24 protein-coding genes and 2 pseudogenes are annotated in these 22,998 nt (G+C 53.8%); 11 read left to right on the forward strand and 15 right to left on the reverse strand.

Annotated features, from left to right (window positions below):
• Positions 1-10: 10 nt before the first annotated feature.
• Positions 11-1,387 carry a PD-(D/E)XK nuclease family protein gene (locus tag PK28_RS20795; protein WP_044517717.1) on the forward strand — a complete coding sequence of 459 codons (1,377 nt, stop codon included), beginning with the start codon at positions 11-13 and terminating at the stop codon, positions 1,385-1,387.
• Between the two features lie 585 nt (positions 1,388-1,972).
• Here the strand turns inward: PK28_RS20795 and PK28_RS17040 are convergent.
• From PK28_RS17040 to PK28_RS17055, 4 genes are all read right to left on the reverse strand, one after another.
• Positions 1,973-2,464 (reverse strand): hypothetical protein, encoded by a 492-nt coding sequence (locus PK28_RS17040; RefSeq protein ID WP_156126510.1) that lies wholly within the window; start codon positions 2,462-2,464, stop codon positions 1,973-1,975.
• Between the two features lie 96 nt (positions 2,465-2,560).
• Complete coding sequence (locus tag PK28_RS17045; protein WP_156126512.1) at positions 2,561-3,049, reverse strand: hypothetical protein; 489 nt, start codon at positions 3,047-3,049, stop codon at positions 2,561-2,563.
• A gap of 84 nt (positions 3,050-3,133) precedes the next feature.
• Complete coding sequence (locus tag PK28_RS17050) at positions 3,134-3,424, reverse strand: hypothetical protein (protein WP_044517724.1); 291 nt, start codon at positions 3,422-3,424, stop codon at positions 3,134-3,136.
• An 86-nt stretch (positions 3,425-3,510) separates the two neighbouring features.
• Positions 3,511-5,247 carry a DUF262 domain-containing protein gene (locus tag PK28_RS17055; RefSeq protein WP_044517727.1) on the reverse strand — a complete coding sequence of 579 codons (1,737 nt, stop codon included), beginning with the start codon at positions 5,245-5,247 and terminating at the stop codon, positions 3,511-3,513.
• A 216-nt stretch (positions 5,248-5,463) separates the two neighbouring features.
• Here PK28_RS17055 and PK28_RS17060 point away from each other — a divergent pair, with 216 nt between their 5' ends.
• Together PK28_RS17060 and PK28_RS17065 are read left to right on the forward strand one after the other, a co-directional pair.
• Positions 5,464-6,009: a LexA family protein gene (locus PK28_RS17060; RefSeq protein WP_082017240.1), complete on the forward strand. Its 546-nt coding sequence runs from the start codon at positions 5,464-5,466 to the stop codon at positions 6,007-6,009.
• 162 nt (positions 6,010-6,171) lie between these two features.
• Positions 6,172-6,714, forward strand: a complete 543-nt coding sequence (locus PK28_RS17065) for a hypothetical protein (RefSeq protein ID WP_156126514.1) — start codon at positions 6,172-6,174, stop codon at positions 6,712-6,714.
• A gap of 87 nt (positions 6,715-6,801) precedes the next feature.
• Here PK28_RS17065 and PK28_RS17070 read toward each other — a convergent pair whose 3' ends face one another.
• Together PK28_RS17070 and PK28_RS17075 are read right to left on the reverse strand one after the other, a co-directional pair.
• Positions 6,802-7,239, reverse strand: coding sequence for a DUF3592 domain-containing protein (locus tag PK28_RS17070; RefSeq protein WP_044517731.1), 438 nt, complete (start codon positions 7,237-7,239; stop codon positions 6,802-6,804).
• 207 nt (positions 7,240-7,446) lie between these two features.
• Positions 7,447-7,863, reverse strand: a complete 417-nt coding sequence (locus tag PK28_RS17075) for a hypothetical protein (protein WP_156126516.1) — start codon at positions 7,861-7,863, stop codon at positions 7,447-7,449.
• Positions 7,864-8,221: 358 nt separating this feature from the next.
• Between PK28_RS17075 and PK28_RS17080 the strand changes: the two genes are divergently transcribed.
• Positions 8,222-8,935 (forward strand): hypothetical protein, encoded by a 714-nt coding sequence (locus PK28_RS17080; protein WP_044517735.1) that lies wholly within the window; start codon positions 8,222-8,224, stop codon positions 8,933-8,935.
• 175 nt (positions 8,936-9,110) lie between these two features.
• A complete protein-coding gene (locus PK28_RS17085; RefSeq protein WP_044517738.1) occupies positions 9,111-9,512 on the forward strand; it encodes a DUF3592 domain-containing protein in 402 nt (133 codons plus the stop codon).
• Positions 9,513-9,647: 135 nt separating this feature from the next.
• On the opposite strand, the gene PK28_RS17090 is transcribed toward PK28_RS17085, so the two are convergent.
• The 3 genes from PK28_RS17090 to PK28_RS17100 form a co-directional block, all read right to left on the reverse strand.
• Complete coding sequence (locus PK28_RS17090; protein ID WP_044517741.1) at positions 9,648-10,469, reverse strand: hypothetical protein; 822 nt, start codon at positions 10,467-10,469, stop codon at positions 9,648-9,650.
• A gap of 63 nt (positions 10,470-10,532) precedes the next feature.
• Complete coding sequence (locus PK28_RS17095) at positions 10,533-11,207, reverse strand: hypothetical protein (RefSeq protein ID WP_156126518.1); 675 nt, start codon at positions 11,205-11,207, stop codon at positions 10,533-10,535.
• Between the two features lie 447 nt (positions 11,208-11,654).
• Positions 11,655-12,263 (reverse strand): hypothetical protein, encoded by a 609-nt coding sequence (locus tag PK28_RS17100; RefSeq protein WP_044517746.1) that lies wholly within the window; start codon positions 12,261-12,263, stop codon positions 11,655-11,657.
• Positions 12,264-12,548: 285 nt separating this feature from the next.
• Here PK28_RS17100 and PK28_RS17105 point away from each other — a divergent pair, with 285 nt between their 5' ends.
• Together PK28_RS17105 and PK28_RS21355 are read left to right on the forward strand one after the other, a co-directional pair.
• Complete coding sequence (locus PK28_RS17105; RefSeq protein WP_044517748.1) at positions 12,549-12,968, forward strand: hypothetical protein; 420 nt, start codon at positions 12,549-12,551, stop codon at positions 12,966-12,968.
• A gap of 151 nt (positions 12,969-13,119) precedes the next feature.
• A complete protein-coding gene (locus tag PK28_RS21355) occupies positions 13,120-13,230 on the forward strand; it encodes a hypothetical protein (protein WP_410471236.1) in 111 nt (36 codons plus the stop codon).
• Between the two features lie 624 nt (positions 13,231-13,854).
• On the opposite strand, the pseudogene PK28_RS17110 reads toward PK28_RS21355, so the two are convergent.
• Positions 13,855-14,540: pseudogene (locus PK28_RS17110) on the reverse strand (recombinase family protein).
• 259 nt (positions 14,541-14,799) lie between these two features.
• Between PK28_RS17110 and PK28_RS17115 the strand changes: the two are divergent.
• The 4 genes from PK28_RS17115 (at position 14,800) to PK28_RS17125 (ending at position 18,342) form a co-directional block, all read left to right on the forward strand.
• Positions 14,800-15,834, forward strand: a complete 1,035-nt coding sequence (locus tag PK28_RS17115) for a hypothetical protein (protein WP_044517751.1) — start codon at positions 14,800-14,802, stop codon at positions 15,832-15,834.
• A 127-nt stretch (positions 15,835-15,961) separates the two neighbouring features.
• Positions 15,962-16,102, forward strand: a complete 141-nt coding sequence (locus tag PK28_RS20580; protein WP_197070524.1) for a site-specific integrase — start codon at positions 15,962-15,964, stop codon at positions 16,100-16,102.
• Positions 16,103-16,118: 16 nt separating this feature from the next.
• Complete coding sequence (locus PK28_RS17120) at positions 16,119-17,090, forward strand: DUF2971 domain-containing protein (protein ID WP_044517753.1); 972 nt, start codon at positions 16,119-16,121, stop codon at positions 17,088-17,090.
• A 10-nt stretch (positions 17,091-17,100) separates the two neighbouring features.
• Complete coding sequence (locus tag PK28_RS17125) at positions 17,101-18,342, forward strand: AlbA family DNA-binding domain-containing protein (RefSeq protein WP_197070525.1); 1,242 nt, start codon at positions 17,101-17,103, stop codon at positions 18,340-18,342.
• A gap of 288 nt (positions 18,343-18,630) precedes the next feature.
• Here PK28_RS17125 and PK28_RS17130 read toward each other — a convergent pair whose 3' ends face one another.
• From PK28_RS17130 to PK28_RS17145, 5 genes and pseudogenes are all read right to left on the reverse strand, one after another.
• On the reverse strand, positions 18,631-19,980 hold the full coding sequence (locus PK28_RS17130; protein ID WP_044517758.1) for a FlxA-like family protein: 1,350 nt from the start codon (positions 19,978-19,980) through the stop codon (positions 18,631-18,633).
• 183 nt (positions 19,981-20,163) lie between these two features.
• Positions 20,164-20,328, reverse strand: a complete 165-nt coding sequence (locus PK28_RS20585) for a hypothetical protein (protein WP_156126520.1) — start codon at positions 20,326-20,328, stop codon at positions 20,164-20,166.
• 36 nt (positions 20,329-20,364) lie between these two features.
• Complete coding sequence (locus PK28_RS17135; RefSeq protein ID WP_156126522.1) at positions 20,365-21,411, reverse strand: hypothetical protein; 1,047 nt, start codon at positions 21,409-21,411, stop codon at positions 20,365-20,367.
• Positions 21,412-21,826: 415 nt separating this feature from the next.
• A pseudogene (locus PK28_RS21380) lies at positions 21,827-22,021 on the reverse strand (zinc finger domain-containing protein); the annotation flags it as partial.
• Positions 22,022-22,231: 210 nt separating this feature from the next.
• Positions 22,232-22,981: a methyltransferase domain-containing protein gene (locus PK28_RS17145; RefSeq protein WP_044517768.1), complete on the reverse strand. Its 750-nt coding sequence runs from the start codon at positions 22,979-22,981 to the stop codon at positions 22,232-22,234.
• Positions 22,982-22,998: the final 17 nt, after the last annotated feature.

A 22,998-nucleotide genomic window follows, 5' to 3' on the forward strand; every position in this document is an offset into this window, starting at 1 on the left:
GGCGGACTTTATGGCCACTTGGAGCCGCCTGGCGGGCACCAAAGAGGGGCTGCCTGTGGAGCAGGCCTCCGGCTCCGACGCGGCCCGCCTGCAGCTGCTCACCGCCCATGCAGCCAAAGGACTGGAATTTGAGCGGGTTTGGGTGTTGGGCTGCCAGAAAAGCAAGTGGGCCAAGGCCCACCGCAACGACGGTTACAAGCTGCCCCCCTTGTTGCAGGATGCCCCCGGCGAAGCAGCCGCGGAGGAGGAAAGCCGGCGGTTGTTTTTCGTGGCCATGACCCGGGCCCAGGAACACCTCACGCTGAGCTACGCCCGCACGGATGACAAAGGCAAGGACAGCAGCGAATGCCTGTTCGTCAGCGAGCTGCGAGTGGCCATCGGGCTGTCCGAAATTGCCTGCGAGGTGCCAGCGGCCGTGCTGGAAGCGGCCCGGCGGCAACAGCTGGCCCCGCCCCCGCCGGCCGCCCCCCTGCCCGACCCGGCCGTGCTCAGCGCCTTGCTGGCTAATTTCACGCTTAGCGCCACCGTGCTCAATGCCTACCTCAGATGCCCCATCGGCTGCTATTATGAGCAGCTCTTGAAAGTGCCCGGTCCCCGGGGGGAAGCACTGCTATTTGGCTCGGCGGTGCACGGGGCCCTCGAAGACCATTTTCGACTAGGCCAGCGCCAGCCGGAACAGCCGCTTGGTGATGCGGAGGCGCTGGCTGCCAGCTTCGCGGCGCGCTTTATCCGGCACCGGCACGAACTGCCGACAGCCGACTTTGACCGGCGGCAATACGCGGGTAAAACGCTGCTTCGGGCCTACCATGCCCGATGGCACGCTACCTGGCAACCCACCGCTGTAGTAGAGCATACCGTGAGCCGGGCCGTGGTGCCGGGCGGCGTGGCGCTCAAGGGCAAGCTCGACCGCCTCGACCCGCGCCCGGACGGGGCCGGGCACGACGTGGTGGACTACAAAACCGGCAACCCCGGCAATCAGTCCGCCAAGGATAACTTACTGGCTGCCATTCCCAACCCCACCGCCTCGCTGGCTGACTGGCACCAGGACCCGAAGCAACGTGGGGGCGACTACTGGCGGCAGGGCGTGTTCTACCACCTGCTGCTGACTCACGATACTGAAGCCCGTTTCCGGCCGGCCTCGGTTAGCTTCTGTTACATCAAACCGATTGAAAAAGCAGGCGAGGCGCCGGAGTATGCACGCAAGCGCATTGTGGTGACTCCCGAAGCCGAGGCTACTGTACTGGCCCAGATTCAGGCCGTCGACGCCGCCATCCGCAACCATGAGTTTGCCCACGGCTGCGGTGAGTGCAGTTGGTGCCAGCTTCGCCGCAACCCCGCCCCTGCCCTTGAGCCATTAACAGCAGATAGGCAGCAGCTCAATGCGTAACTCCCGCTTCAGTTGTCGCACCCAAAGCCACGTCCCATCCTTTTTACAAGTAGTCAAGGTGCATGAGTTTACCCTTCAATTTACTCGAGGAGTTTTAGCGCAAGCACTTAAGCAGCAAGGATTTTCTACAACTGCCGCAAGTTGAATTGTAGGCGTAAACGGCGGAGTACTATTTAGTCAGCCAAGCACAGAGTGGATACCTGGTGTTCAGTTTGGCAGCAGACGAAGTCCTGCATGGAGATGTGCAGTTTCGGCAGCGACGCGGACCCGCTCAGGCTCCCATGTCGTCGAAGGACTTCTGGCTGAGAAACCTTCGGTTTCATAACTGGCTCTGCGAGCAAGACCAAGTGCATTTGCCCATCCGACTGGGGGCGTCGGCATACCTCGACACCAAGCCACCAGACGGCTACTTATTTAACTTTTGTACCAAACTTTTAACCAAGACCACTAGTGGTCAATTAACTTTCTCACTTCAACGGGTCGAACTTGCGCCGAATGATGCTCACCCTGTTTCTAGCTTGCAACCTGGCGGCTGTCCCGCCCGCGAAGGTGTACGTCTGTTAGGGGTCGGCTTCACGAACTTGCTTATTCGCCGCAAAGGTCCCACTCTACTAGCAGGAAGTTCTCGGGTTGCAAGCCTATTTGTAAGCCTGCTTCCAACCAACGCGGCTGGGTAGCTCGGATTCGGTCTTTTTTGAGGCGTTTGAGTTCGGCAAACACAATGGCTTCGCCTTTCCAGCCGACGACATCCCAACACCCGGCGTAGCTGTTACCATTGGCCTGCGCAATCTTTTGCAGCAGGTCCTGAATCTTGGGGTCCGTGATTGGCTCGTGCTGCTGGCCGGCCAGCCCGGCATCCGCCCAAGCAGTAAAGTGGTTGGGAGTCATGGTCCCGGCCCCGTAGGTTTCTACCCACCGGGCCTGCCAGCCGGATAGCCTGATCAGCTCGTACACGCAGAGCTCGGCAAAAACCGGTCGACCACCGAAGTCAATCAGCGGTTTATTGCCGAAGGTGCTGCAGATGGGGGCACCAGCCCACCGGCGTAGCTGCAATTCAACTTTAGGAACAGTCAGCACTTGGCCACTGCTTGCCAAACTCTCTGTAGTAGTGGGCCTCAGCAGACTCGGATAGGCGAAACTCATAATGCGGGGTAACCAGTTCTTGGATGATGGTTACTCGAAGGCCGATTGCTGATATGCCGTCAGAGTGTAGCCGCCATTGTAATAAGCAGACAGAGTAAACATGACATCCCCTTTGGTGTACGAGCGGATATTAGAGCTTCCGTTCTCACTTTCTCTATCCTCCCATTTCTTATAACCAGCATTCAGCAAGGCCGTGGCCAACGCTTTAACCTCACCGTCCTTGGGGCGTTTGGTCCCGAATTGAAAGACAACGCAAGCGCCGGACTTGCTAAAAACATCCATAATGGCATAATTGCTCGGGTGCATATACCCTTTTCCCAAAAGCTTCTTACTTGTTAGTTGAGAGAGATTTTCAGCGAATTCCTGGGCAATGCTTTCTGTTCCCTCACTTGGTTTGATGCCTTTCGCAGTAAGGACCGATTCTATCGATCTTTGACTCTTTGCCAGGAGGCTTTTGGCTTCCGAAATAGTCAGAAGGCTTTGTGTGAAAGCATCAGTAAAAGTGAACAGAATTAGCAAAAGGACTAGTGAGTAGCGCATCAAGCAAATGTAACCGAAGCATGTAAACTAATGGCTGTTCGCAGCCTTTTGCATCCGTTCAGCTCATTCTATCATACCGCTTATTCGAATCTGGTAGCGGTGTAGCTCAGATGTGTAAAAGCTCCATTCCTTCTTGTTGAGGCGATTTCTTTTGAGCCTACCCCCTCGTCGCACTTTGCAAACGCCTGCCGGTGTCATCCCTAAACGAGTAGCGGCCTGCCACACATTCAGGATTTCATCCGCGGGTGGCGCGGGCTTGTCCTTGGACCGCTGTTGCTCAGTCTCTTCCAGACGCGCCAGTTGTTCCAGGACCTTTTTCCATTCTGATGGAGGAATCAACAAGAAAGCTTGCATGACAGGACTAAACGGAGGTTGAAAACTATGCTAGTAAAGCCCTGTGTTCAGCACCCGCCACGGGGTGTGGGCAAGATTTCGATGTTTTAATTTTCACTGAAGCTCCACCGCTTTTTAGCCCAGGTAATCAGGCGCTCCTGCCGAGCCAGAATGGCCGCTACGTCCCATCGAGGGTTATCAACCTTTTGGAAAGTCTTTACAATTTCTTTGTGTTGCGCAAGTGGTGTTTCGTCGTAGGATTTCAACTTGACTGAGAACGGTCCTTTGCCAATAATGGCGTTGTGATTACGGGTAATCAGTGTCAGATTCCCCAATAAGTTACGATGAGCTTCGGTGAATTTAACTTCGGTATAGCGACCATACCCCGCATTCCTTGCCTTATTCTCGCTCTGGGGAGCAATGTGCTCCAGTTCATTTAGGTTCACGTCGGATACGGCGGCAGCAGCAACGGCATAGCCCCGATGCTGCAGGCTCAGCTCATACTGCCATAGCACGTAGGTACATAGTGGATGACCATAGGACAAGCCGGCCAGATACTCTTCAAACTCTTCTTTACGCCAGTACCACCACTCATTTAAAGCATTCCTTAGCGCGACCTCCAGTTCCTGGAGGTCGCCTTCAAACCTGTTGAGAAGCGCATCAAGCCGCCAGCGGTCTGTTATGCGGGCCCGTGAACTTATGAGTTCAAGGCGAAAAGCGAGCTTCTCTAACAGCCCACTCAGCTGGTTGAGCTGCTGCCACATCTCCGTATCAGTAGAAGCGATCCCACGTAACTTGAAGTAGCCTCGGAGCAGCAAAGGATACACTACAGCATAAGAGCGCAGCATTAGCAAGTTGCTGATGGAAGAATACCGAACGCCCGCTGCTTGGTACTGCACCACAAAATCAAACGCGGCACTGAGCTGCTCGCTGAAGCTTATGATGTCGCTTGAATCGAACCGCTTTTCCTTCACTTGACCACGGATGGAAGGCATCACGTTGTCGATGTTGTAGCCACCGTAAAGGGAGTAGTGGAAGTAGCGTAGCACATCGTCCTCCGACAAGGATTTGATGTTAAGGGCACACTTGTAAATGTGCTCGAAACACTTGTGTACACCATTCACCGCTTCCGGCACTTCTTCGGGCGCGAGCTGCAAGTATAGTTGGTATATGAAATAGGATTTCAGCTTTTCGACTTCCGTCAGTTGCTTTCCCCTGTCATTCTGTAATTCAAAAAGCTGGGCCGCCTGCATCGGGTCCTTAACCGCGTAGGTGGTAATCTGGGCTCCTAAAAGTGATTTAAGTAAACGCTCCAGTTGCTGAGGGTCCTGCTGTTCCTTCAGCCACTCCCGAAAGAACTCCACGGCCTTCACCATGCGACCTTGAGCGTTTGTCGCTCGCCCGTCAATAACGCGCCGCTCCTGCCGGATTGCCCGCTCCAAGAGGCTGTTAAAGACCTGATGGTCGTAATCGACTACTTCGAGGCGCGGGGACTCGCCCCTTTTTAAAAAGGCCCGCACAGTTTGATACCAGGACGTGGGATGTTCATCCCGTGGGAGCATGGAAATCGCGGCCGCACAGAACAACATGGCCGTTGTAAGGCGCTGCTGGCCGTCAATTAACCCCACTCGTCCTTCGCGCTCTTCCTCCAGAAGGAAATGCCCCAGGTAATAACTTTTGCGCTCTGCGTGAACACTTGTAGCCTGCTCCAGTAAATCTTCGACGAATACCGTCCAGTTCTTTTGGTCCCACGCATACGCCCGTTGATAGCTAGGAATACGAAAGCGAGTATTTCGTTGAACAAGCAGTTCCTGCAGCGTACAAGTGAGGTTCAAATCCGACATATGAAAGGGCTATGGTTAAGCAGCAAAGGCTAAAAGTAAGCTGTTTTTGTATGCTCATGCTTGTCCCACTCAAGCCCGGTAACAGCAGTCGTTGGGCATACGCCATGAAAACTGAGCAATTACCCTTATTAATCCATTTTGCCAATTATATTAGTCATAAAAAGCTAAATTAATTAGCAGCAACGTATACTTGTGCGCACCTTCGCTTCCACGCCCATGCGCAACGTCCAGCTGATCCCCGTTTTTGATGCCCCCACGCCATTTTGGCTGCCGCTGTTCAGCTGCCGGGTGCCGGCGGGTTTCCCCTCCCCCGCCGCCGACTACGCCGAGGAGCTCTTTGACCTGAATCGCCTGCTGCTGCGCCACCCCGACGCCACCTACCTGGTGCGCGTAAGCGGGGACAGCATGCAGGGGGCCGAGATCCACGAGGGCGACTTGCTGGCTGTCGACAAGCAGCTGGAGGCGGACCACAACCACATCGTGGTGGCCGTGGTGGAAGGCGAGTGCACCGTCAAGCGCCTGGTCTGCGAGCAGGGCCAGTGGTGGCTGCGCCCGGAGAACCCGGCCTATGCCCCCTACCCCATTGCCGAGCCCGATGCCGTGCGTATTTGGGGCGGCGTGACCCACCTGCTACACGAGCTGGCACCGGCAGGCCGATACGCTCACGCTGCACAACCGACGCACAACGGTGTATCCCACCTTAGCGGATGGTCGCTACACGATTGCGCCTTCACCGGATCCGAAACAGGTGTCCGTCCTTGAATTAATGGATGCGAATCGCGTGCGCTACGTTCTCCAACCGTAGCGGGTAGAAAAGCTAGTGCACGCTTCCTCGGTAGGGCGGTGACCAAGTGGTCACCCGGTGTCCAGCAGACGCCCCCGTTCCGCGAAAGGAGAGCGATCCGAAACGGCTATATTGACCGGATGAACAAGGGGGTGATTTTAACATTGATAACGTTGATTTCCTGCCACGCTGGCCCCAGCGCTAACGAACGCCCTGAGCAGTTCATTCAACGGGTCCGGGGCATGGATCTAAGCCTGCTGAGGAATGTGGTGATCGAAGCGCGCAATAAGCGCGATAACCGGTACCACTATTCTTACTCGTACACATTCGTAAAAGGCGACACCCTGTTAGTGCCGTCGTTCGAGTATTTTGATGAGCTCGTCCAGGAAGACCGTACCTACCTGCTGGACCTCTACCAGCTCACCGGCACGGATTCCTTGCATCGGGACGTGGCCCTTCAGGTGGGGAAAGCCTACGCGCAGCAGTTGTGGTCCCTTTATCAGCAGCTGCAGGTCATCCACGTCGTGTCCTCTCGGGATGCCAACGCGTACCTGACGTTCACCTTGCAGCCGGACTGCGAGGTGTTCTATGTGCCAAACCCGGCCACGTTGAATGCCACCGGGAAAGCCTACTTCCGCCAACAAAGGCGCGTGGATGCCCACTGGTATTATGCCTGCCCTTAAGGCGACTTATCCGACATCTGTGTTAGGCTTCCATACCATTAGGAAAGCGTCCATCCTAGAGCTGAAGACCTACTTATACCACCTCAACTAAGCGCTCAATAACGCAAAAAGCTCCCCCGTGAAGAGCATTATTAGGATAGTGCCAGCACCAGCAGTAGCCAAGATAAACTCGATCAGCAGGGCACCATATAATGCCCAGAATGAATCAATCTCTACTCGGGTTGGGTCGAGTGGATCATAAACTAAGCACACCAACCGAGGCGCTTCCTCTAGCGAAGAAAATCGGAGTTGAGAGGTAAATGAATACGGCTTCCCTGCGCAGCTATAGGTGAAACAGGCGGCATAGACGGTATCATCATCCACGCCGCGCTCCGGCGTAAGCGCCACTCGTCTCCCTTCCGTCCGCAGGCCCTGCCGCTGCAATCTATAACGCTGCACAAACACCACCTTCTTCCCCTTTAAATACCACCCATAGCTTAGAACAATTCCTATGCTGATACTAATCGTAAGATAAAGTTGCATCATGAATCGTAGCCTGTAATAGGATTTTGTCAGCAAAGATAAGGCGTCCTCAAACGACACTCTTTCATGCCTTATGCGCCCCTACCTTGGAATTATGGTGCTTTGGCAGGGAATAGGCTTCCCTTTAGAGGGCATTGGCTATCCTAAGGCAAACCTCGCTTCTGCCATTCAAAGGACGAGATTGCAAGCTGTAACCCTACGCATGTTGTTTCAACGGGTAGGGTGGCGGTGTTGATTCCATGCGCGCAGGGCCTCTTGGTAAAACCGCTGCATCTCCTCTCGGCTGCCGTCCATATATACCCGAAACGTGGTCTGGTCCTTTCTTCGAACCTGTAAGTAGGGGCAGTCAAAGTCCGGGACCTTGAAGACGGGGTCAATGGCCGTGATGTCGGGATAAAAGGCGGATTCGCGCTGGTGCTGGCGGGGGTCATCCCCGTCGAGCCAATAGTGCGCCATGCGTTTATCCGTAAAGAAGCTGCCCGCCTTTCGGAGCTCGAAATTGGAATAAAATCGGTGGACGGTTTCTCCTTGGTCGAGCATGCCCACGCTGCGGATAAAGGCTAACTCGCCAGGGGATAAGGTGGCCTGCGTCTCTAGGTGGTTGCACGAGAGCAGCAGCAAGGCCATGAGCGCAAAACAGAAGTTCTTCATATGATTTACTGCCTGCACCATGCCGAGACGGGCAAAGATGCAGACTTGATCCCAATAAGGCGAGACTGTGCCCAGCGAAGCGGAGGTTGACGCAAGGCACAACCTTGAGTCCTATCCCACACGGCGGCTGCCCTGCCTACCGTACGTGCTGCTGGGCCACTTAACGGAAGAACCCAGAACGCAGGGAGAGATAAGATCGGATAAGCGGGCGTTAGCGGACACTATTACGGGCGCCGGCGTTGGGGAAGTAGAAGCGGCCAAACCCCCTCTAAATCGATAGCTTGCAGGCTGTTCTTCCTAGTTCTATGCCCGGCTGCGGGCCGTTTCCCTTTACGTGAAAAACTATCTCCTCCTGCTCACGGCCCTGCTCAGCCTGAGCAACTGCCAGAAAGATCCCGCCCCCCCGCTGCTGGCCTTACCCGGTCAGTATTACAGTGCGAACGAAATTGTGGCCCAGCCCATCCGCATGTATACCCAGCAGGGGGAGGTGCTCAACGACGCCCTGATCGAAGACTTTATTCACCGCGAGTACGAGCCCTCGGGCTTCCTGCGCACGAATCAAGCCATTGGCGATAGTCTGCTGCTGCTCACCATTCCCGAGAAAGGACCGGCCACGCTGGTCTCAAAGACCTTCTACCCAACCGATTTCGCTCAGGCGCAGGTTAGCGGTCAAACCCACGACTCCTTCACCTTGACGCGGGTGGATTCCATCCAGTTGTTACTTCCTACCACCCCTCCTCTGCGCTGTGCCGTGCTCGGCGACCAGATAGAAAAGGCCCTACCCAGCAGGCGTTGTGTTCCGATTGTCAACCAGATAGGGTATTCCCAACTCTGCTGGCTTAAGCCAGCGTATGCCATCGGCATCCGGGACGGGCAGCTGTATCTGCCGGCGTTAAACTACCTGGTGAAGTCGGCGGCTCCGGGAAGCCGCTGTCTCTTCAGCCGAGGCAGCCGGTGGAATTTGTTCAACCCCGCCCTTCGGAATCAGCTGCTAGCTGGGGACACGCTGGTGGTGCAAATAAATGAAGTGGCCCTTTTGAAAAAATAGCGTCTCAGGCCGCGCAGCACCATCCGGGCAACGGATCACTCCGGTAGATGCTGGATAAGAGGTCATGGCTGCAGGGTTAAGCGAGACTCGGAAGGGATTGAAACGTCAATAACGGCTAGCGGCAGCATGACTAATCTTGCTATAAATGCCTTCTAATGATCTAATAGTGGCGGGTATGTCACTGGCCTCCCTGTGCGTGAGTGGGTATGAGATGCGAAAGGCATTCCACTATCGGCACCTGCGCCAGCACGGCCTTTTAGCTACCGCGACGGTACTGACGGCTCGGCCCGTTTCTGTGCTGCACAATTATGGTATTCGGCTTGATGTCCACTACCGAGATAGTAAGAACAGGCCGTATCAGGCTTGCTTGGTTGCCCCAGACGCCGAGGACCGCTTTACCGAGTACCAAGCCGGTGATCAGGTGTTCCTGCGCTACCACCAGCAACGGCCGGCCCTGTGTGAACTGGAAGAAGTGCTCGATACGCCTTGGTGGAGAGGCCCCCTGGTCCCGGCCATTCTGCTAGGGGGCGCTGGCTGTTATTTCCTTTGGGAAGCAATTTCTTCCTTCTTGAAATAGTAAATACCCCCAGCGGAAAAAAGATCTTTTCTGGGTCAAGCTTACCGTAACCGGATTCAGCGAATGCGCCCTCTTAGGCAAGGGGAAACGGGCTGCCCGACGTGTCAGCCCCTCGGGAGGAAACCGGGTCTTCCGCTAGCAACCAACACTCTCGTGTTCGGCCACTTCTTTCAGCAGGGCACCCGGTGGGGCAGGCCGGGATAAGAAGAGCGCCGGATTGGTCACATTATGATGGCTCGATTTATCCAAGAGCAGGTCGAGCCGGTGGTCTCCGTCCAGATCGCCGCCAAAGCGGATATCAATCATCTCATCATCCAAGCTGGGTTGCGCCAGCAGCCGCTGCGTGATTGGCTGCCCCTGCCGGCGGGTGGTCAAGAACAGTTGGTAATTCGTGACCACGCTCTCAGTAGACGCCGGCAAGGTGCTTCGCGGGCCCGTGGCAAAGAGGGCATACGCTACGCCTTGATATGTAAACTCCACCCGCTCACCGGGCCAGAATGCACGTTGTAGCTCGGGGACGGCTTCTACGGGGCGTTTCTCCCGGAGCGGCAGCCCCCGGATTAACAGCAGGGTCGTATCCGTGTTCGGCGTGGAAAGAGACCAGCCGGTTTTTTCGCCGCCTTCGATCTCGTCCACCACGCGCGCCGTTTGCAGGGAAGTGGGTTGCAGATAATAGCCCTGCGGCCCCCGGAATATGCCAACCCAGGCCTGCTGGGCAGCGGCTTCAAAGACTTCCTCGGCATGAAAGGTGCCCAAGGGAAGAATCGCCCATCCCTGCTTTCCAGACGCCACGGAAACCGTATCCGCTGGCGTGGTTGGTTGGGCGAGTGCTTGGGGTGCTGCGGCCTTTCCGACCGGTATAGCTCCACCGCGCTCGCGCTGCTGAACGGAGGGAGCATCGCCACAAGCCGCTAGCCAGATAGACGAGCTAAGAGGCAGAATCAGTTGTCTAAGCATGGAGCAGGAGAAAAACGAAGCGACGTTTCATAGAGGAATAAGGTGCTCCAAGTTTCTGGGGCGCTAGGGACGTCGTACTAAGGTATAGTGGAGGGCACCGCGATGCAGATGTTGGCTTGTATCAGCGTGCACGGCATACAACCGCAAGGTGTCGGTATGCAGCGTGAACGCAAGGTGCGTCGGATGGTCCGAGTCTGGATCCAGTAAGAGGTAATCCAGATCATTGTCCAGCAGCCCTACATAATCGAATTGGGGGGTATAGCGCTGGTAGTGGGGCAAGCCCCGCACTTCTCCGGTTGCAGTGAAGAACACTTTGCACCGTTGCCCGAGGGAATCGACGCCCGTGTACTGCCCGGCCAGCAGCAATTGATTCAACGCATAGGTGGTGCTATAGGCTAGCGAGTCGCCCTGCGGGAGAAGCCCGGGTACCTTGCGAAAGGTTTGGGTAGTCCCCCCTTTCAGCGTAGCATCATAGCGCCAAAGCTGGAGCAGCGTGTCGGCGCCCACAATCCGGTAGCCCAACGCGCTTTGGTTACTGTCCTCCCCCTCTAGACTGAAGGCAAGCGTATTCGGTTGCGCCCCTGGCCGCAACGATACATAAGCTGGGACACCCCCTTCATGGTTATTATAGCCCAGGGCCACCAGGAGGCTGTCCCCGGCGCGCGTGTGGGGATCCACAATGAGCATCGAAATGCCATCCAAGGCTTCCCGGGCCTGATAAGGGGAATGCGTCCGCACGAGGGCTTTGTAGTACCTGAGTGGTATCCAGGCCCCACGTAGGATGGGGATCAGCTGTTGGGCGAGCCTGTCTGCGGACCTCGGGCGAGGGGAAGTGCGCTCCGGGGCTGTGGCTGTCGAAGAAGCAGCAGAAGGGTCCGGCTGTTCTATTGCCTGTTTAGAATCCGCCGGCTGACAGGCATATAGGCACCCAAAGAGCACCCACCCGACCCAAGCACTGTACCGAGGAAATATCATAAGTATGTATCCACTAAAAGACCAAGCAAAAAGTATAGTTCACCAGATTGAACTGGTCCATACGTCCTATTTATGTTCCGACGCAAGTAAACATCAATCAACTGATCGAACAGAATAATCAGCTCTTCTAATACCTGATCACGGGCTCTTCTCAGAACCCATCTAAAAGATGGCTGCTGCTCCCTGTTGCCTTATCTGCCTTTGTTTAGGCTACTCAATAGGGCGAATGGCGGTAATCAGCCAGCGGCCTTGCTCCCGGGCTAAGCTAAAGGCCAGGTTGCGCCCCTCACTCATTTGGCGCTCGCTCCAACGGTAGAGCACTCGGGCAGTATCGGCGTGGATCGTCACCTGCGACGGCTGGCTTGCTAACACGAACTGGGTCTGCGCTTCCCCCGCCTGGGTATAGAGAACATGGTCAAAATCCAGCCCCTGAATGAAGCCGTCAGTCTGCGGATGCGCTTGCAAGGAGTCCTGGCATTGTTGGAAGTAGCGCCGCTGCACTTGCAGGTAGGCGGGTGACACCGTGCCACTGCTTTGCAACAAGCGGACGTAGCTGTCGACGGCGTGAACGTCCACCGCAAATACATTCGTACTGTCCTCGTCCAAGGCAGCGGGCACAAACGGCAGGGAGTTAAGCTGGGTTTGGTGCTGCGCATACCAGGTCAAAAAGGTGCGGATAACCGCCGTCGGGGACGCCGTGGTAGACACTGAGGCTGGGGTGAATGAGACCCTAGCTGGGGTAGTTTCGTTCTGCTGCGGGCTGGAGCAGGCCGTGAGCAGGAACAGCACGATTCTCAACAGCCTTTTGTCGTGTTTCATGCCCCTAAGGTACTAGTCGGCAGCAGACACCTACCTGCCGGAAAGCCAACTGGATTTTAAGGACAAGGAGAGCGGAATAGAGGCCGGCTAGCGGCGAAGGATTTATTTACATAACCTTTACTGATTGGACTGATTAATCACCTTTGATGAGTCTGATTATTATCTTGTTAGAACCGGTGTAAACGCAATTTTTACTTGGAGAATGAGCCCTAAGGGAACAAGGAAATGGCTCCCTAGTTAGGAGCTCCCATGGGAGTTTGCGTGCCACTTTCGTACTTTATCGCCATGTTCAAAAACTTCTTCTTCACCGGTTGCTGCCTGGTACTAACAGCATCGTGCAGTGAGGGGGATGGTGCTAATGGAGTCTATCAGGAGGTACCCCTCGTTTCCAGCGCCGGGGATACCCTTTACGTCAAGTCCTATAACTGGGGGTTAACAGGCGACCATCAACTCTCCACCATTAGCGACACGAACGTCCCAATCGGGTGGGATGACCAGCAGCGGCAGGATATTGTCAAAGGCCTGGATCCGTTTCTATATCGCTTTGCCCACGATACGCTGACCGTGTATACACGTGCCCCACTTCCTGACTTTAACATTCGCTGCCCCTCCATCGTGGTACGCTATCAACTCGTAGACAACCCACAGTACATGAGCTTGTATGAACAAGTTGGCAAACAGTCCTACTATCGTGTACCTAGATAGCAGGTTATCCCGTTGCCCTACCCAAGCGCCTGCCTAGGGGTGATCACTCCGTAACAGGGTGCTTTCCCGGGCCTAAGCAAACAGGATTTTAGGGGCAGCGGCCGGCGCTGCAGTGAAAGTGTACGATACCTTAGGCCGCGTGGTGCTTACAGTGACAGCCGATGCGAGAGGTTCCGCGCGACTAGTGGTGCCTAACGACCTGAGAGACGGATTATACATCGTACGCTGCGAAGCGGGGACCAAGCGCCTCGTGGTTAACTAGGGGTGCCTTTTACACCCTCTCTCCGGGTTACATGAATTTGCATTAAATAATACCCGAGGTTAACTCATCGGAGGTCCGTCGTGCGTGGCAAGTTGGCTTTGTTGCAGGGTAACTGCCAGTACACTATTGAGCGCTAGTTAACCGCCTCGTCTTTTGCCAAACCGCTTCCAAAGGCTCCGCTTTGGAAGCGGTTTGCCTACTATTTTTGTATTGGCTTACGTAGCTGTATAGACGACTTGACTTGTATTGAATGGCTCTATACTTTAATTCTCGCTACCCATCAGCAAGCACTAGCAGCAGAGTATATGTGGCAGTATTTACACGCTCATAATGCTGTTCAAATTGGCAATTGTCATAATGCAATATTGAAGGCCGTGCTCTGCCTCAATACAGTTTGCCAAACCGAGGGGGTAATACAAAGGGTTAACACAAGGTTCATGCAGGGCTGCCTAAGAAATTAAAGCTGCTATATAGGCCCGGTTAAGCACCTGCAACAAATGCAGTACGTCAACAGCTTGCCACAAGGGTGGGAGACCGAGGGCAACAACGTAGTCCGTTTTGCCTCTTTTATGTAGAGAGTATTCCTAAAACTCGTAGCCTCCTACCCCCTAAGCTATAGTGTTGCTATTTGGTAATCGGTGCTTCCGATGCTGACGAAAGCCCTAGGACGAGGCGGCGGACCCCGGCGGCGGTAAAGTGACAGCCGCGACGGGTCCGATATCCCGAGGCCGTGAGCTGGGCAGCAATGCGGCGGTAGTCCCACTGCAGACTACGATAGAGCCGCGCGAGCTCGGCTGCTTGGCGGTTGGCCAGACTGGCCTGGGCATTGACCTGGCGTTGCTGTTGGCCTTTGATCCGGGCCGCGGCCGTCAGATTCGCCGGCGTGCCCAGTTGAAAGCCCCGGGCTTTCTTGGCCGCCAGCGCATCTTTGGTGCGGGTGGAAATCGCTTTCGCTTCTTTCTCGGCCACGGCGCCCAGCACATGAATCGTAAACTCATCGGCGGCGGGCATGTCCACGGCCTTAAAGCGCACGCGGCTTTCCATCAGGGCCGTCAGGAAAGCCAGGTTACGGGCCAGCCGGTCGAGCTTGGCTACCAGCAGCACCGCCCCGCGTCCTTGGCCGCCTGCATCGCCGCTACCAACTGGGGGCGGGCATTCTTGCGCCCACTCTCGATTTCGATAAACTCGGCTACGATCTGCTCGCCGAAAGCGAGGAAGGTGCGCACCGCCGCTTGCTGGGCTTCGAGCCCTAAGCCCGACTGGCCCTGGCGGGCGGTACTGACACGATAGTAGGCCACGTAGTCGGGCATGGAAGGGATGGGGGTGGAACGGGAAGACCCAAACCTACGGCTTTATCCCGTTGTATCATTACATCAACGTGCGTTTGTGTAATGATACAAAATCATACTTGCTCTGTACTGATCTGAATTGTGTCGTTATGATACCTTACTTTACCTTCGAGTTAAGTGCGCTCTGGTGGGCCGAACACTAGGTGCGTTGTATCTTCTGTGTTTCTCAACATCCAGCGCCGATGGCATCATGTGTATTTATTTAGGACAGCAGCCACACTTGCACTACGACAGTGCGGAGCACATTATCCCAGCCGGCCTAGGCGGAATACAGAAGTTACCCCGTGAGTACGTCAGCCGCGAATTCAATCACCAAAGCTCTAAGCAGGAACGGGTGTTCATAAAGTCTTCTATCATTGCCCTGCCACGACAACTCTTAGGACCGGGCAAAAGAGGGAGTATGAACCCCTCGAAAGCTACTAAGTCCACAGTTAACGTATTTAGTAAGCAACCATTGGAAGACAGCTTTTCGCTGGGATACATCCAACAGGGGAAACCACGGGAGCTTCCTTATATCGTGTGGAACTCGAAGCGCGACGAGTTCACAATTAGTATAGAGAAGACAGCTAAGGAGTCAGACGTAGCTGAATTCAAGCGTTACATAGCCGCCTTTAAGGAGGATCGCGTTCGGATGATTTCGCATCCAGAATTAGACAGTGATACCTATATACTAGGTGTTCAACCTGGCTTGGAGCATACAGTAGACTTCTACATTGCCAGTCAGGACGGGATTACCCATCCCTTTACCCAAGAGTTGTTACGAGAAATAGATACTCTGATCGTAGACAAGGCGACTTTTACAGGTGCAGAAGCCTATCATGTAAGAACACATCAAACGGCCGTAATTGGGAACGAGTACTATACCTGTTGCGCCAAAATTGCTTTCAATGCGCTGGCCTTTATTCAGGGCAAAGATTTTGTCTTACAACCATGCTTTGATCCGCTACGAAAGTGGATTGCCCAGGGAGGAGATAACCAGTTTGTTAGGCTTGCCCCGGAGTTATTTTCGGAGATGAAGAGCGCTTTTCCAGTGGATTCCCACTATATACTCTTTACCAAAACGGATTTAGGTCTAGTTGCAAGTGTTAGCTTCTATGACAACATTCACAACCTAGTGTGGCTAAGTGAGGAACCTACGGGAGGCCCTGTTCTGGATGGGTTTATTTGTGATTGGCGGCAACGACGGGAGTTGCATTACAATGAGTACATGGCCCATCAAGTGGAAAGTCTTAATGGCATGTCCACTCAATTCTAGTAAGCTGTGCGCTGCATTAACCAGACAGTTTAGCGGCTGAGCAACCGTCGGCTTACGGCAATCCGGCTGAACCTCTTGGTACAGCACTAACTAGCAGTAAGCGCACCACTCCCTGCGGGCCTCCTTTATGACGGTCTCCAAGCTTAACGGGGCAGATGACAGCAAGGTGATGAACCAAACCAAGCACAAGACCACGGCCATGATTCGCCGCTACACCCGCATTGATAGCGTCCGGCAGCACAATGCCGCCCAGGAAATCGGCCTATAAACTTGCGCCCCTTCTTATGTCAGAATTGCACTTGTCTCCGAAAGACCCAAAACATCTCATTCAAGCTTATCACGCCGCCATTGAAGAAGGTATAGCCGCCGAAACGGCAGCAAAAGTGCTGGGCATGGCGGCTTACTTTCGCCGGGAGCGGGATAGTAGACCACATAAAAAAATGAATTCCGCCAAACTGGCGGCACATGGGGTTCTATACAAGTACCGTGATGCTAACAACAGGCATCATCTGGATATTCTAAGAAGTCAACAGATATGGTTGGCAGATCCGGCCACTTTTAATGACCCGTTTGATTCTCGCCTCTTGGTACGATTTGATTTGATGCCGGATACGGAACGAATCCAATGGCTCAACAAGATGATGAAAGCTCATCATCCCTTAGCTGGGGATTTTCTTATCAGATCCTTAGTCGAAAAGGCGGAGAAAGCTTTACTAGACTCAGCTACGCATGATGCAGCATCAAGGCTATGGGTCAGAAACTTCGTCTCCAAGATGAAGGTATTCTGCGTGTGTCCAGAAAAGGACAATATTTTGCTGTGGTCTCATTACGCCTATAACCATACTGGATTTGCTATAGGATTCGACCCGATCAAGTTAGAGAATCTCATTAAGCAAAATCAGGGCTTCACTACAGGTTATGTGGCGTATAGAGACCGCTACCCGACTTTACAAATGCCGCTAAATAGTAGCGCCCAAGTATTAAAGGAGGATTTGATAGCTAGCTTGCTGAATGTAAAGTCTCGACACTGGGCGTACGAAAAGGAAATACGGATGGTGACTTTTGACGGTCCATCCAGTATAAGCTTCACTCCCGACCTCGTTACAGAAATAGTGTTGGGCTGCCAGGTAGGGGAAAATTCTGGGGCCGAACGGGAGCTACTCCGAATTGCCGCTGAGCAGTACCCAGACACGGCGGTGTACCGTGCTCAAATGAGTCGGGACTCTTTTACCCTAGAATTCAATAGAGTGAGATAAGATGGAGGTATTGGATATTGTCCTGCACGAGTCAGAGACTACGGCTGTTGATTTCAAGTCAACAGCCTATAAGCCGGCTACTAATCCGGAGTTTATCAAGGATGTATTGGCGATGGCCAACGCCCAGGTAACAGGCGACAGATATCTGATTGTAGGCGTCAAGCACAACCCAGATAACTCGCGGCAAATACTCGGCGTGCCACCGGAAGATCAGATGGATGATGCCAGTTATCATAAGGCCATTCTGGATAACATTGAGCCGGAAATACCCTTCACCTATTCCTATATAGAGGTGGAAGGCAAGCAGGTGGGTGTATTCCGGATTCACAGCGTAACTGATCCGCCATATATGATGCGGAAGGATTCAGCTATGCTTAAAATAGGGCATTCTGTAATCCGGAAAGGCACTACAACCCTCAACCTGAGGCGGGCCGATATTGACCGCATGTTTGCTCAGCGGCAGGCAGCTGATCCGTTCGCGGGAAAGATCGACATACTGTTAGCAGTCGATGGGAAGCGGAAAACTACCGTGCATACTTGCTCAGAGGCCACATTGCCTTCCGAGGTGGCCCGTCAGAAGATAACCCATATTCTGGAGGAAAAGCGGAAAACACTGAGGCGCCAGCAAATGGCAGAGGAGTTGCTAAAGCAGCAAGCATCTGACAATTGGAGTACGCATCCCTTGCAGAAAGCCCTCGATAAAATGCAGTGGCCCAAAGGGCTCGACGTAGCCAGCATAAGCCTAATCGGGTCTGCAGGACCGCGCAAGTACGAGGACCGCAGTATCGAGGAGCTGGAAAAGAACCTGCAGAATGTCGAAAGTGACTACCGGGAAGCTGACCAGTATGCTAGGTATGAGGAGCTGGCCCACAAGATCAATTTCATTGTGCTGAATCACAGCGAGCAGTACGTAGAAGATTGTTCGCTAACGATTACGCTTCAGCATGGTGCCGGCGTGGACATTGCCACGAAAATCATCCAGGAGCCGCAAGCACCGTCCGCCTTTGGTTACACCATGCCGCGCCCTATGCCAATGGGGTATCCTTTCGTGGAGCAGCAAGCGGAGCAGTATCTGATCCGAGATAGTATGAAAAGCCTGAAGCACGGGGTCGAAAACCGGGCTTTTCAGGAGCCGTTACGGGTTTTTGTTCCCCTGCAGGCCTCCGGCCGACAGCTGCGTTTCCACTTGACCCTGACCGCTAAAAACCTGCGTAAGCCCGTAGTGAAGGAGGTAATTCTTACCATTCTATGACCGCTATAGCGTAACTGCTATCGGGTTCTCTCAGAAAACGGAAAATATAGCACGTTCTGACGCCGCCGACCGGCAGAACATCGCCGCCGGCTACTAGGGCCCGGTAACCCAGTCGAACCTGTACACGAACCCGAACTTCGTGATACGCATCAGTCTATAGATTATAAAAAAGCCCTGAGATGAGCCAGGGCTTTTTTATGATCGGGAAGCCAGGGTTTATGATGGTTCCTTGGAAGCATAACCTCCGAGTTGAAGTTATCGCCCTGCTAGTTAGGCAACGGGTGAAGATCAGCCTGCTGAACTGAGCTGCTCAGCTAGTTGCTTGAAAATTTCAAAGGCCGCGTGCCCACCTATGCTCCCAACACTTTCCTTGGTCAACTCGTGTAACGCGTCGAAGGAGCGCAATAAAATCCCCTTCTTGGGTTCACTGCGTTGTAGCTGCGCGTCGACTACCTGCAGTTGATCATTAATATCCTCTCTTTGCGTCGCAAAAGTTTCAGCGCTCAGTACCTCACGGAGTTGCTTAACCAGGTCTTTAAGCTGCTGAATCTGCGTACCCGAAATGACCTGCTTTACTGAATCTCCACTGGCTACATTCAACTGAGCCCCCTGCCCGGTATTCGTAGTTTGCACAGAATTAGCACCCGTAGAAACTGCGTTGGTGCTGTTATCGCCGAAATTGAAAACCTGATTCGCCTGAAAGGGAAAAGCCGCTTCTACTTTATCCAGCCTTTTTTCTTCCTGCTGGATGAAGTAGATCGTCTCCTGCATACCCAGATCAATTGGGCAAGCTTCGCTTTTCCCCTTGAAAGAGCATTTGAGCTTGTGAGCTATCAGTTCTGTATCCAGCAGATGAAGGACTTCTTGGAGATAGAGCTTTTTATCACTCTTTTCATGAAATTTGTGGGTGCCATCAATCAGGATACGGCGTGTTTCACTTAAGCCATCCGGTGTATTGAATGGGTAACGTTTTGCATTCACTTGGTCAAAAGCAACCTGTGCCTGCCGACGAATAATATCTTCGTGTGTCATTACGGAAGTAGTTATCTGAAGTGGACGTATCCTGTTAGCTGCCGCTTTCTCTCCAGCCTCGGTTAGATGTACACCGAAATAGTGAGTACGCCGACCGTAAGGCCATTCGTTGAGCGTATCGTTTGGCTTGTCGTACTCCAAGAGGCCGCGCCGTATGCCTTCCTCCAGAATAAGGTGAAACTCCACCTCATCTTTGGCAAATGCTAAAGGAAAGTCATTGTGGATAGTGATGTCGCGTGTTTTGTAAGCCGGCACATCCACATCATACAGCACCTGTAATAAGTGGTCCCGCTTTTCCTGCAGTGACTCCGAAGTGTCTTGGGCGTCGTGGAAGGCCTTGCTGGTGATGTGAAATGGCTCTTGTCCTTTCTCTGATGCCTCCCGGCAAAGCCCAGCCAACTTGCTGCTGGGGGCATGGTTGCCGGCTACGGTACTGTGATACAGCCCTATTAAAAAATTAAAATCGAAGATGGCCCTCCCGATGGGTGCAAATTCATACAGCACCAACTTGTTGTTACCTCTGTACGGCGAGAAAACTGCACTGCCTTTTATGGAAAGACCCGTTAGGGGACACGTGGCAAAAGCATTGAATAAGGTGTCAGGCATTTGACTAAGGTATCAGGCAAATAACACAAGCATAATGTCAGCTTACAGTAGGTACGAAGCTACTAAAAAGCCCCTGACTGTTATCCGTCAGGGGCTTTTTAGTAGAGCTGTCACAGCATGGGGCTTCACGCCGGAAAACATCCTAGCCAGCGCCGCGGGCATTTTGCTGTCGTCAGGCTCCACTCACGCTTTCTGGGCCAGCAGTTGCAGGGCGTAGGTGCGGTGGGACAGCTCCAGCTCGTCGTGATTTATTTTAGCCCCTGCGGCAACACAGACCCCGATGACCTGCATAATCATGCCTTTCCCGACGGCCGGGAACTTGCGAAGCTCGGTCAGTATATCTGCCACCCCTCCAACTGCGTGAATGCCGTCAGCTAGTAAGCTTTACCAACCAGGGGGAGCATCCACCAGTTTTGCCGGCCTCTCAGGCAATGGATCTTCGCTAAGAAAACCGCCCCTGGATAGCTCGGCTTTTAAGTTCTGACAGCGTACGCTCAGTTGCACGTAGCTGCGCAACAGCTCCCGTAAAGGTTTCGACTTCCGCAGCCAATAGCCCCTCTGCTCGTCGCTGGCTGGCTTCCAGTTGCTGAACATACCCGGACTGCTCCGCTTGCTGGAGCCGGCCAGCAGCCTCCTGGTGTGTAACGCTGATTTCTTCTGCTGCAAGTTGTTCTTCCAGCTTTGCAAGTGCTCTTTCTTCGCCTCCAATAACATCCTCCTCCTGTGACAGTCGACGGTTAGTTTTTCGGATTCGGTCAAACGTTTCTCGTCGCTGCTCCAGCTCTGTTCGTCCTCGGCTAAGCGTGCGGCTTCGCTCTCGTTCTTCTCCCAGAGCATCTTCAAGGAGTCGGCGAGCTGGCTCAGTTCGTCGCCGAGCTTCTGCATGCGCCTGTCCACCGCCTGTTGATAGGTCAAGTGCTGCTGCTGTAAGAGCGCGTCGTACTCGTGCTGTAGCTGTGTTAACGTCCTGCTGCTTTCCTCGAAGTGCTGATTGCTCTCGGATAAGGCGGATTTCATCCTCTTCAAGCGGTCCAAGGACTCGTTCCTGCTCTGCTCGATATGCTGCCTGATACGCGCGGTCCTCGTCTGCCTGAGCTGCTGCATCCGCTCGGTCCGCTGCTTCATCCGCAGTTCGGTCTTTTCGATCCTCTGCTGCTCGTACTCGGTCGCGCTGGGTAAAGAAGTGGCGTACGCCAGGCTCTCCCATAAATCGTTGAAGTGCTCTAATTCCTTCTCGAAGCTCGAAGAGTTGGCATTCGTAGGACTCAGTGCCCGGTGCTGGTATCTGGTGTAAATCGCTTCCAGCCACGCCCGCTGCTGGGGTTGCATCAAAGCCAAAGGGGAGGTGTTGCTCTCGCTCACAGTGATAAAGCCATTTTCGGCTGCTGACCCCATCCAGCAACCGCGCAATTTCCCGGTCGGAAGCAGCAATGGGTATAGTGATTTCTAAGGTATTAAGCTGCACGCGCTGCAGGCCCACCAGCTTTTGATAGTCTACGGCGTGGGTAACGTGGATTTCTACCAGCAGCAAGGCCTGGCCCTGGGCATCGGTAAAGACGATATCCGGCCGGCAAATCAACTCGCGGCCGTTCGCTGGCTCGTGTAGCTGGTGCTCAGCTAAATAGAAAATCCGACCATCCGGCGCGGCAAAAAATGAACGTTCCGCCAGCACCTGAGCCGACTCAAACCGTTCCGCCGGCCGCAGGGTAGGCAGCCGGCCTTCGTAGCCAGGGGCTGGATAGGGCTGCACGTCGGGCACGAACACCCAACGCCGCTCCTGCAGCAACCGCTTGGCTTGCTTGTGGGCATGAGACTCATCCTGATAGTCACAATGTTCTCCCGGCGCCCAAATACGGGCCTGGTGGCGGAAATAGGGCGTGCGCTTGGGCCCTTTACAGAAGGAGAGGGGGCGACGGCAGCCCCGGCAGAAGTACTGCACATTCCGGGCCTTCCGCGCATCGGCGACGTGCACCACCTGCTCCAGTTCGTCCATAGCCAGGACGAACCGGCGCTTGCGTAGAGAGGAAGGATCAACGCTCATTACAGAAAGACAGGCAACTCCGCTGCCCTCACGTAAGGCCGCGAAACCTAAAGTTACGGGTTGCCTAGTATACAACGCACGCTATTAACCCACTAAAAGCACAGAATGTAGATCTAGGGGCCGCTGGAGGCTAGGCGTTCTTGTGGCATCACCAGCTCAGTGACAACTGGTTTACTACCAGCCGTCACCTCTTAAAGAGGAATCGAGCAACTATAGAGGGGAGGTTTGCTCACGCCGGTAGATGCAAACCAACGCGGATTCATCCCCTCGGCTTACGTTTTCTTCCTTGAAATCTTGAATTTCCTGCGGATCAGTCATTCCCCAGAAGTCAATGCATTTATCCAGCCATCTGTCAATGATGGACATCGACTTCTTCGAAAGCTTGTGGTGGATAGTGGCCGCATAGATTCTAGTAAAGAGGCGTTTGTCAAACAAGCCATCTACCTCGTCCTGGGTAAAATAGTGCTTGAAATACGTGTTGTTATCCTCCTCGTCCGGGGCATTAGTATAGTGTTGCGATGAATGCACTTTCAGGTATACCAAGGAGCCTTCCGTTGTCCTTTGCACAATTTCAGCTATGATTTTGCGGCAATCCTCCAGGGTAAAAAAGTGAAGGATATTGGAAAGTAGTACCACTGAAAACACTTCTGAGGGCAACGGATTTTCCAGCAACGTCAAGTTCTGGGTAATCAGATTTTCGCAATTATTATTCGTGTACCGATTGGCATGAACCTGTAATTGCTCCAATTGATACGAGTCATTATCAATTCCATAGATGGTTCTTTTCGACTTCAACAAATCAATTAGATAGGGATTCTGTCCGCACCCAATATCTAGCAGGGGACCCTCAATAAATTCATCTTCATAATCACGCAAGGGGATGGAGCAATCCCGGATTCTCTCCTCAAGAGTCATCACCTCATTCACTGCTTCCCAATACAGCTGCATCGTTCTTTCCATAGGTATTGGCTTTGATG

Source organism: Hymenobacter sp. DG25B, from assembly GCF_000801315.1.
GTDB lineage: Bacteria > Bacteroidota > Bacteroidia > Cytophagales > Hymenobacteraceae > Hymenobacter.

What these genes read in the sequence shown, in the direction of transcription:
- PK28_RS20795 (WP_044517717.1), top strand. Translation starts at nt 11, where the DNA reads ATGGCCACTTGGAGCCGCCTGGCGGGCACCAAAGAGGGGCTGCCTGTG.
- PK28_RS17050 (WP_044517724.1), bottom strand. Translation starts at nt 3,424, where the DNA reads ATGCAAGCTTTCTTGTTGATTCCTCCATCAGAATGGAAAAAGGTCCTG.
- PK28_RS17055 (WP_044517727.1), bottom strand. Translation starts at nt 5,247, where the DNA reads ATGTCGGATTTGAACCTCACTTGTACGCTGCAGGAACTGCTTGTTCAA.
- PK28_RS17060 (WP_082017240.1), top strand. Translation starts at nt 5,464, where the DNA reads ATGCGCAACGTCCAGCTGATCCCCGTTTTTGATGCCCCCACGCCATTT.
- PK28_RS17065 (WP_156126514.1), top strand. Translation starts at nt 6,172, where the DNA reads ATGAACAAGGGGGTGATTTTAACATTGATAACGTTGATTTCCTGCCAC.
- PK28_RS17070 (WP_044517731.1), bottom strand. Translation starts at nt 7,239, where the DNA reads ATGATGCAACTTTATCTTACGATTAGTATCAGCATAGGAATTGTTCTA.
- PK28_RS17075 (WP_156126516.1), bottom strand. Translation starts at nt 7,863, where the DNA reads ATGGCCTTGCTGCTGCTCTCGTGCAACCACCTAGAGACGCAGGCCACC.
- PK28_RS17085 (WP_044517738.1), top strand. Translation starts at nt 9,111, where the DNA reads ATGTCACTGGCCTCCCTGTGCGTGAGTGGGTATGAGATGCGAAAGGCA.
- PK28_RS17090 (WP_044517741.1), bottom strand. Translation starts at nt 10,469, where the DNA reads ATGCTTAGACAACTGATTCTGCCTCTTAGCTCGTCTATCTGGCTAGCG.
- PK28_RS17100 (WP_044517746.1), bottom strand. Translation starts at nt 12,263, where the DNA reads ATGAAACACGACAAAAGGCTGTTGAGAATCGTGCTGTTCCTGCTCACG.
- PK28_RS17105 (WP_044517748.1), top strand. Translation starts at nt 12,549, where the DNA reads ATGTTCAAAAACTTCTTCTTCACCGGTTGCTGCCTGGTACTAACAGCA.
- PK28_RS20580 (WP_197070524.1), top strand. Translation starts at nt 15,962, where the DNA reads ATGACGGTCTCCAAGCTTAACGGGGCAGATGACAGCAAGGTGATGAAC.
- PK28_RS17120 (WP_044517753.1), top strand. Translation starts at nt 16,119, where the DNA reads ATGTCAGAATTGCACTTGTCTCCGAAAGACCCAAAACATCTCATTCAA.
- PK28_RS17130 (WP_044517758.1), bottom strand. Translation starts at nt 19,980, where the DNA reads ATGCCTGACACCTTATTCAATGCTTTTGCCACGTGTCCCCTAACGGGT.
- PK28_RS17145 (WP_044517768.1), bottom strand. Translation starts at nt 22,981, where the DNA reads ATGGAAAGAACGATGCAGCTGTATTGGGAAGCAGTGAATGAGGTGATG.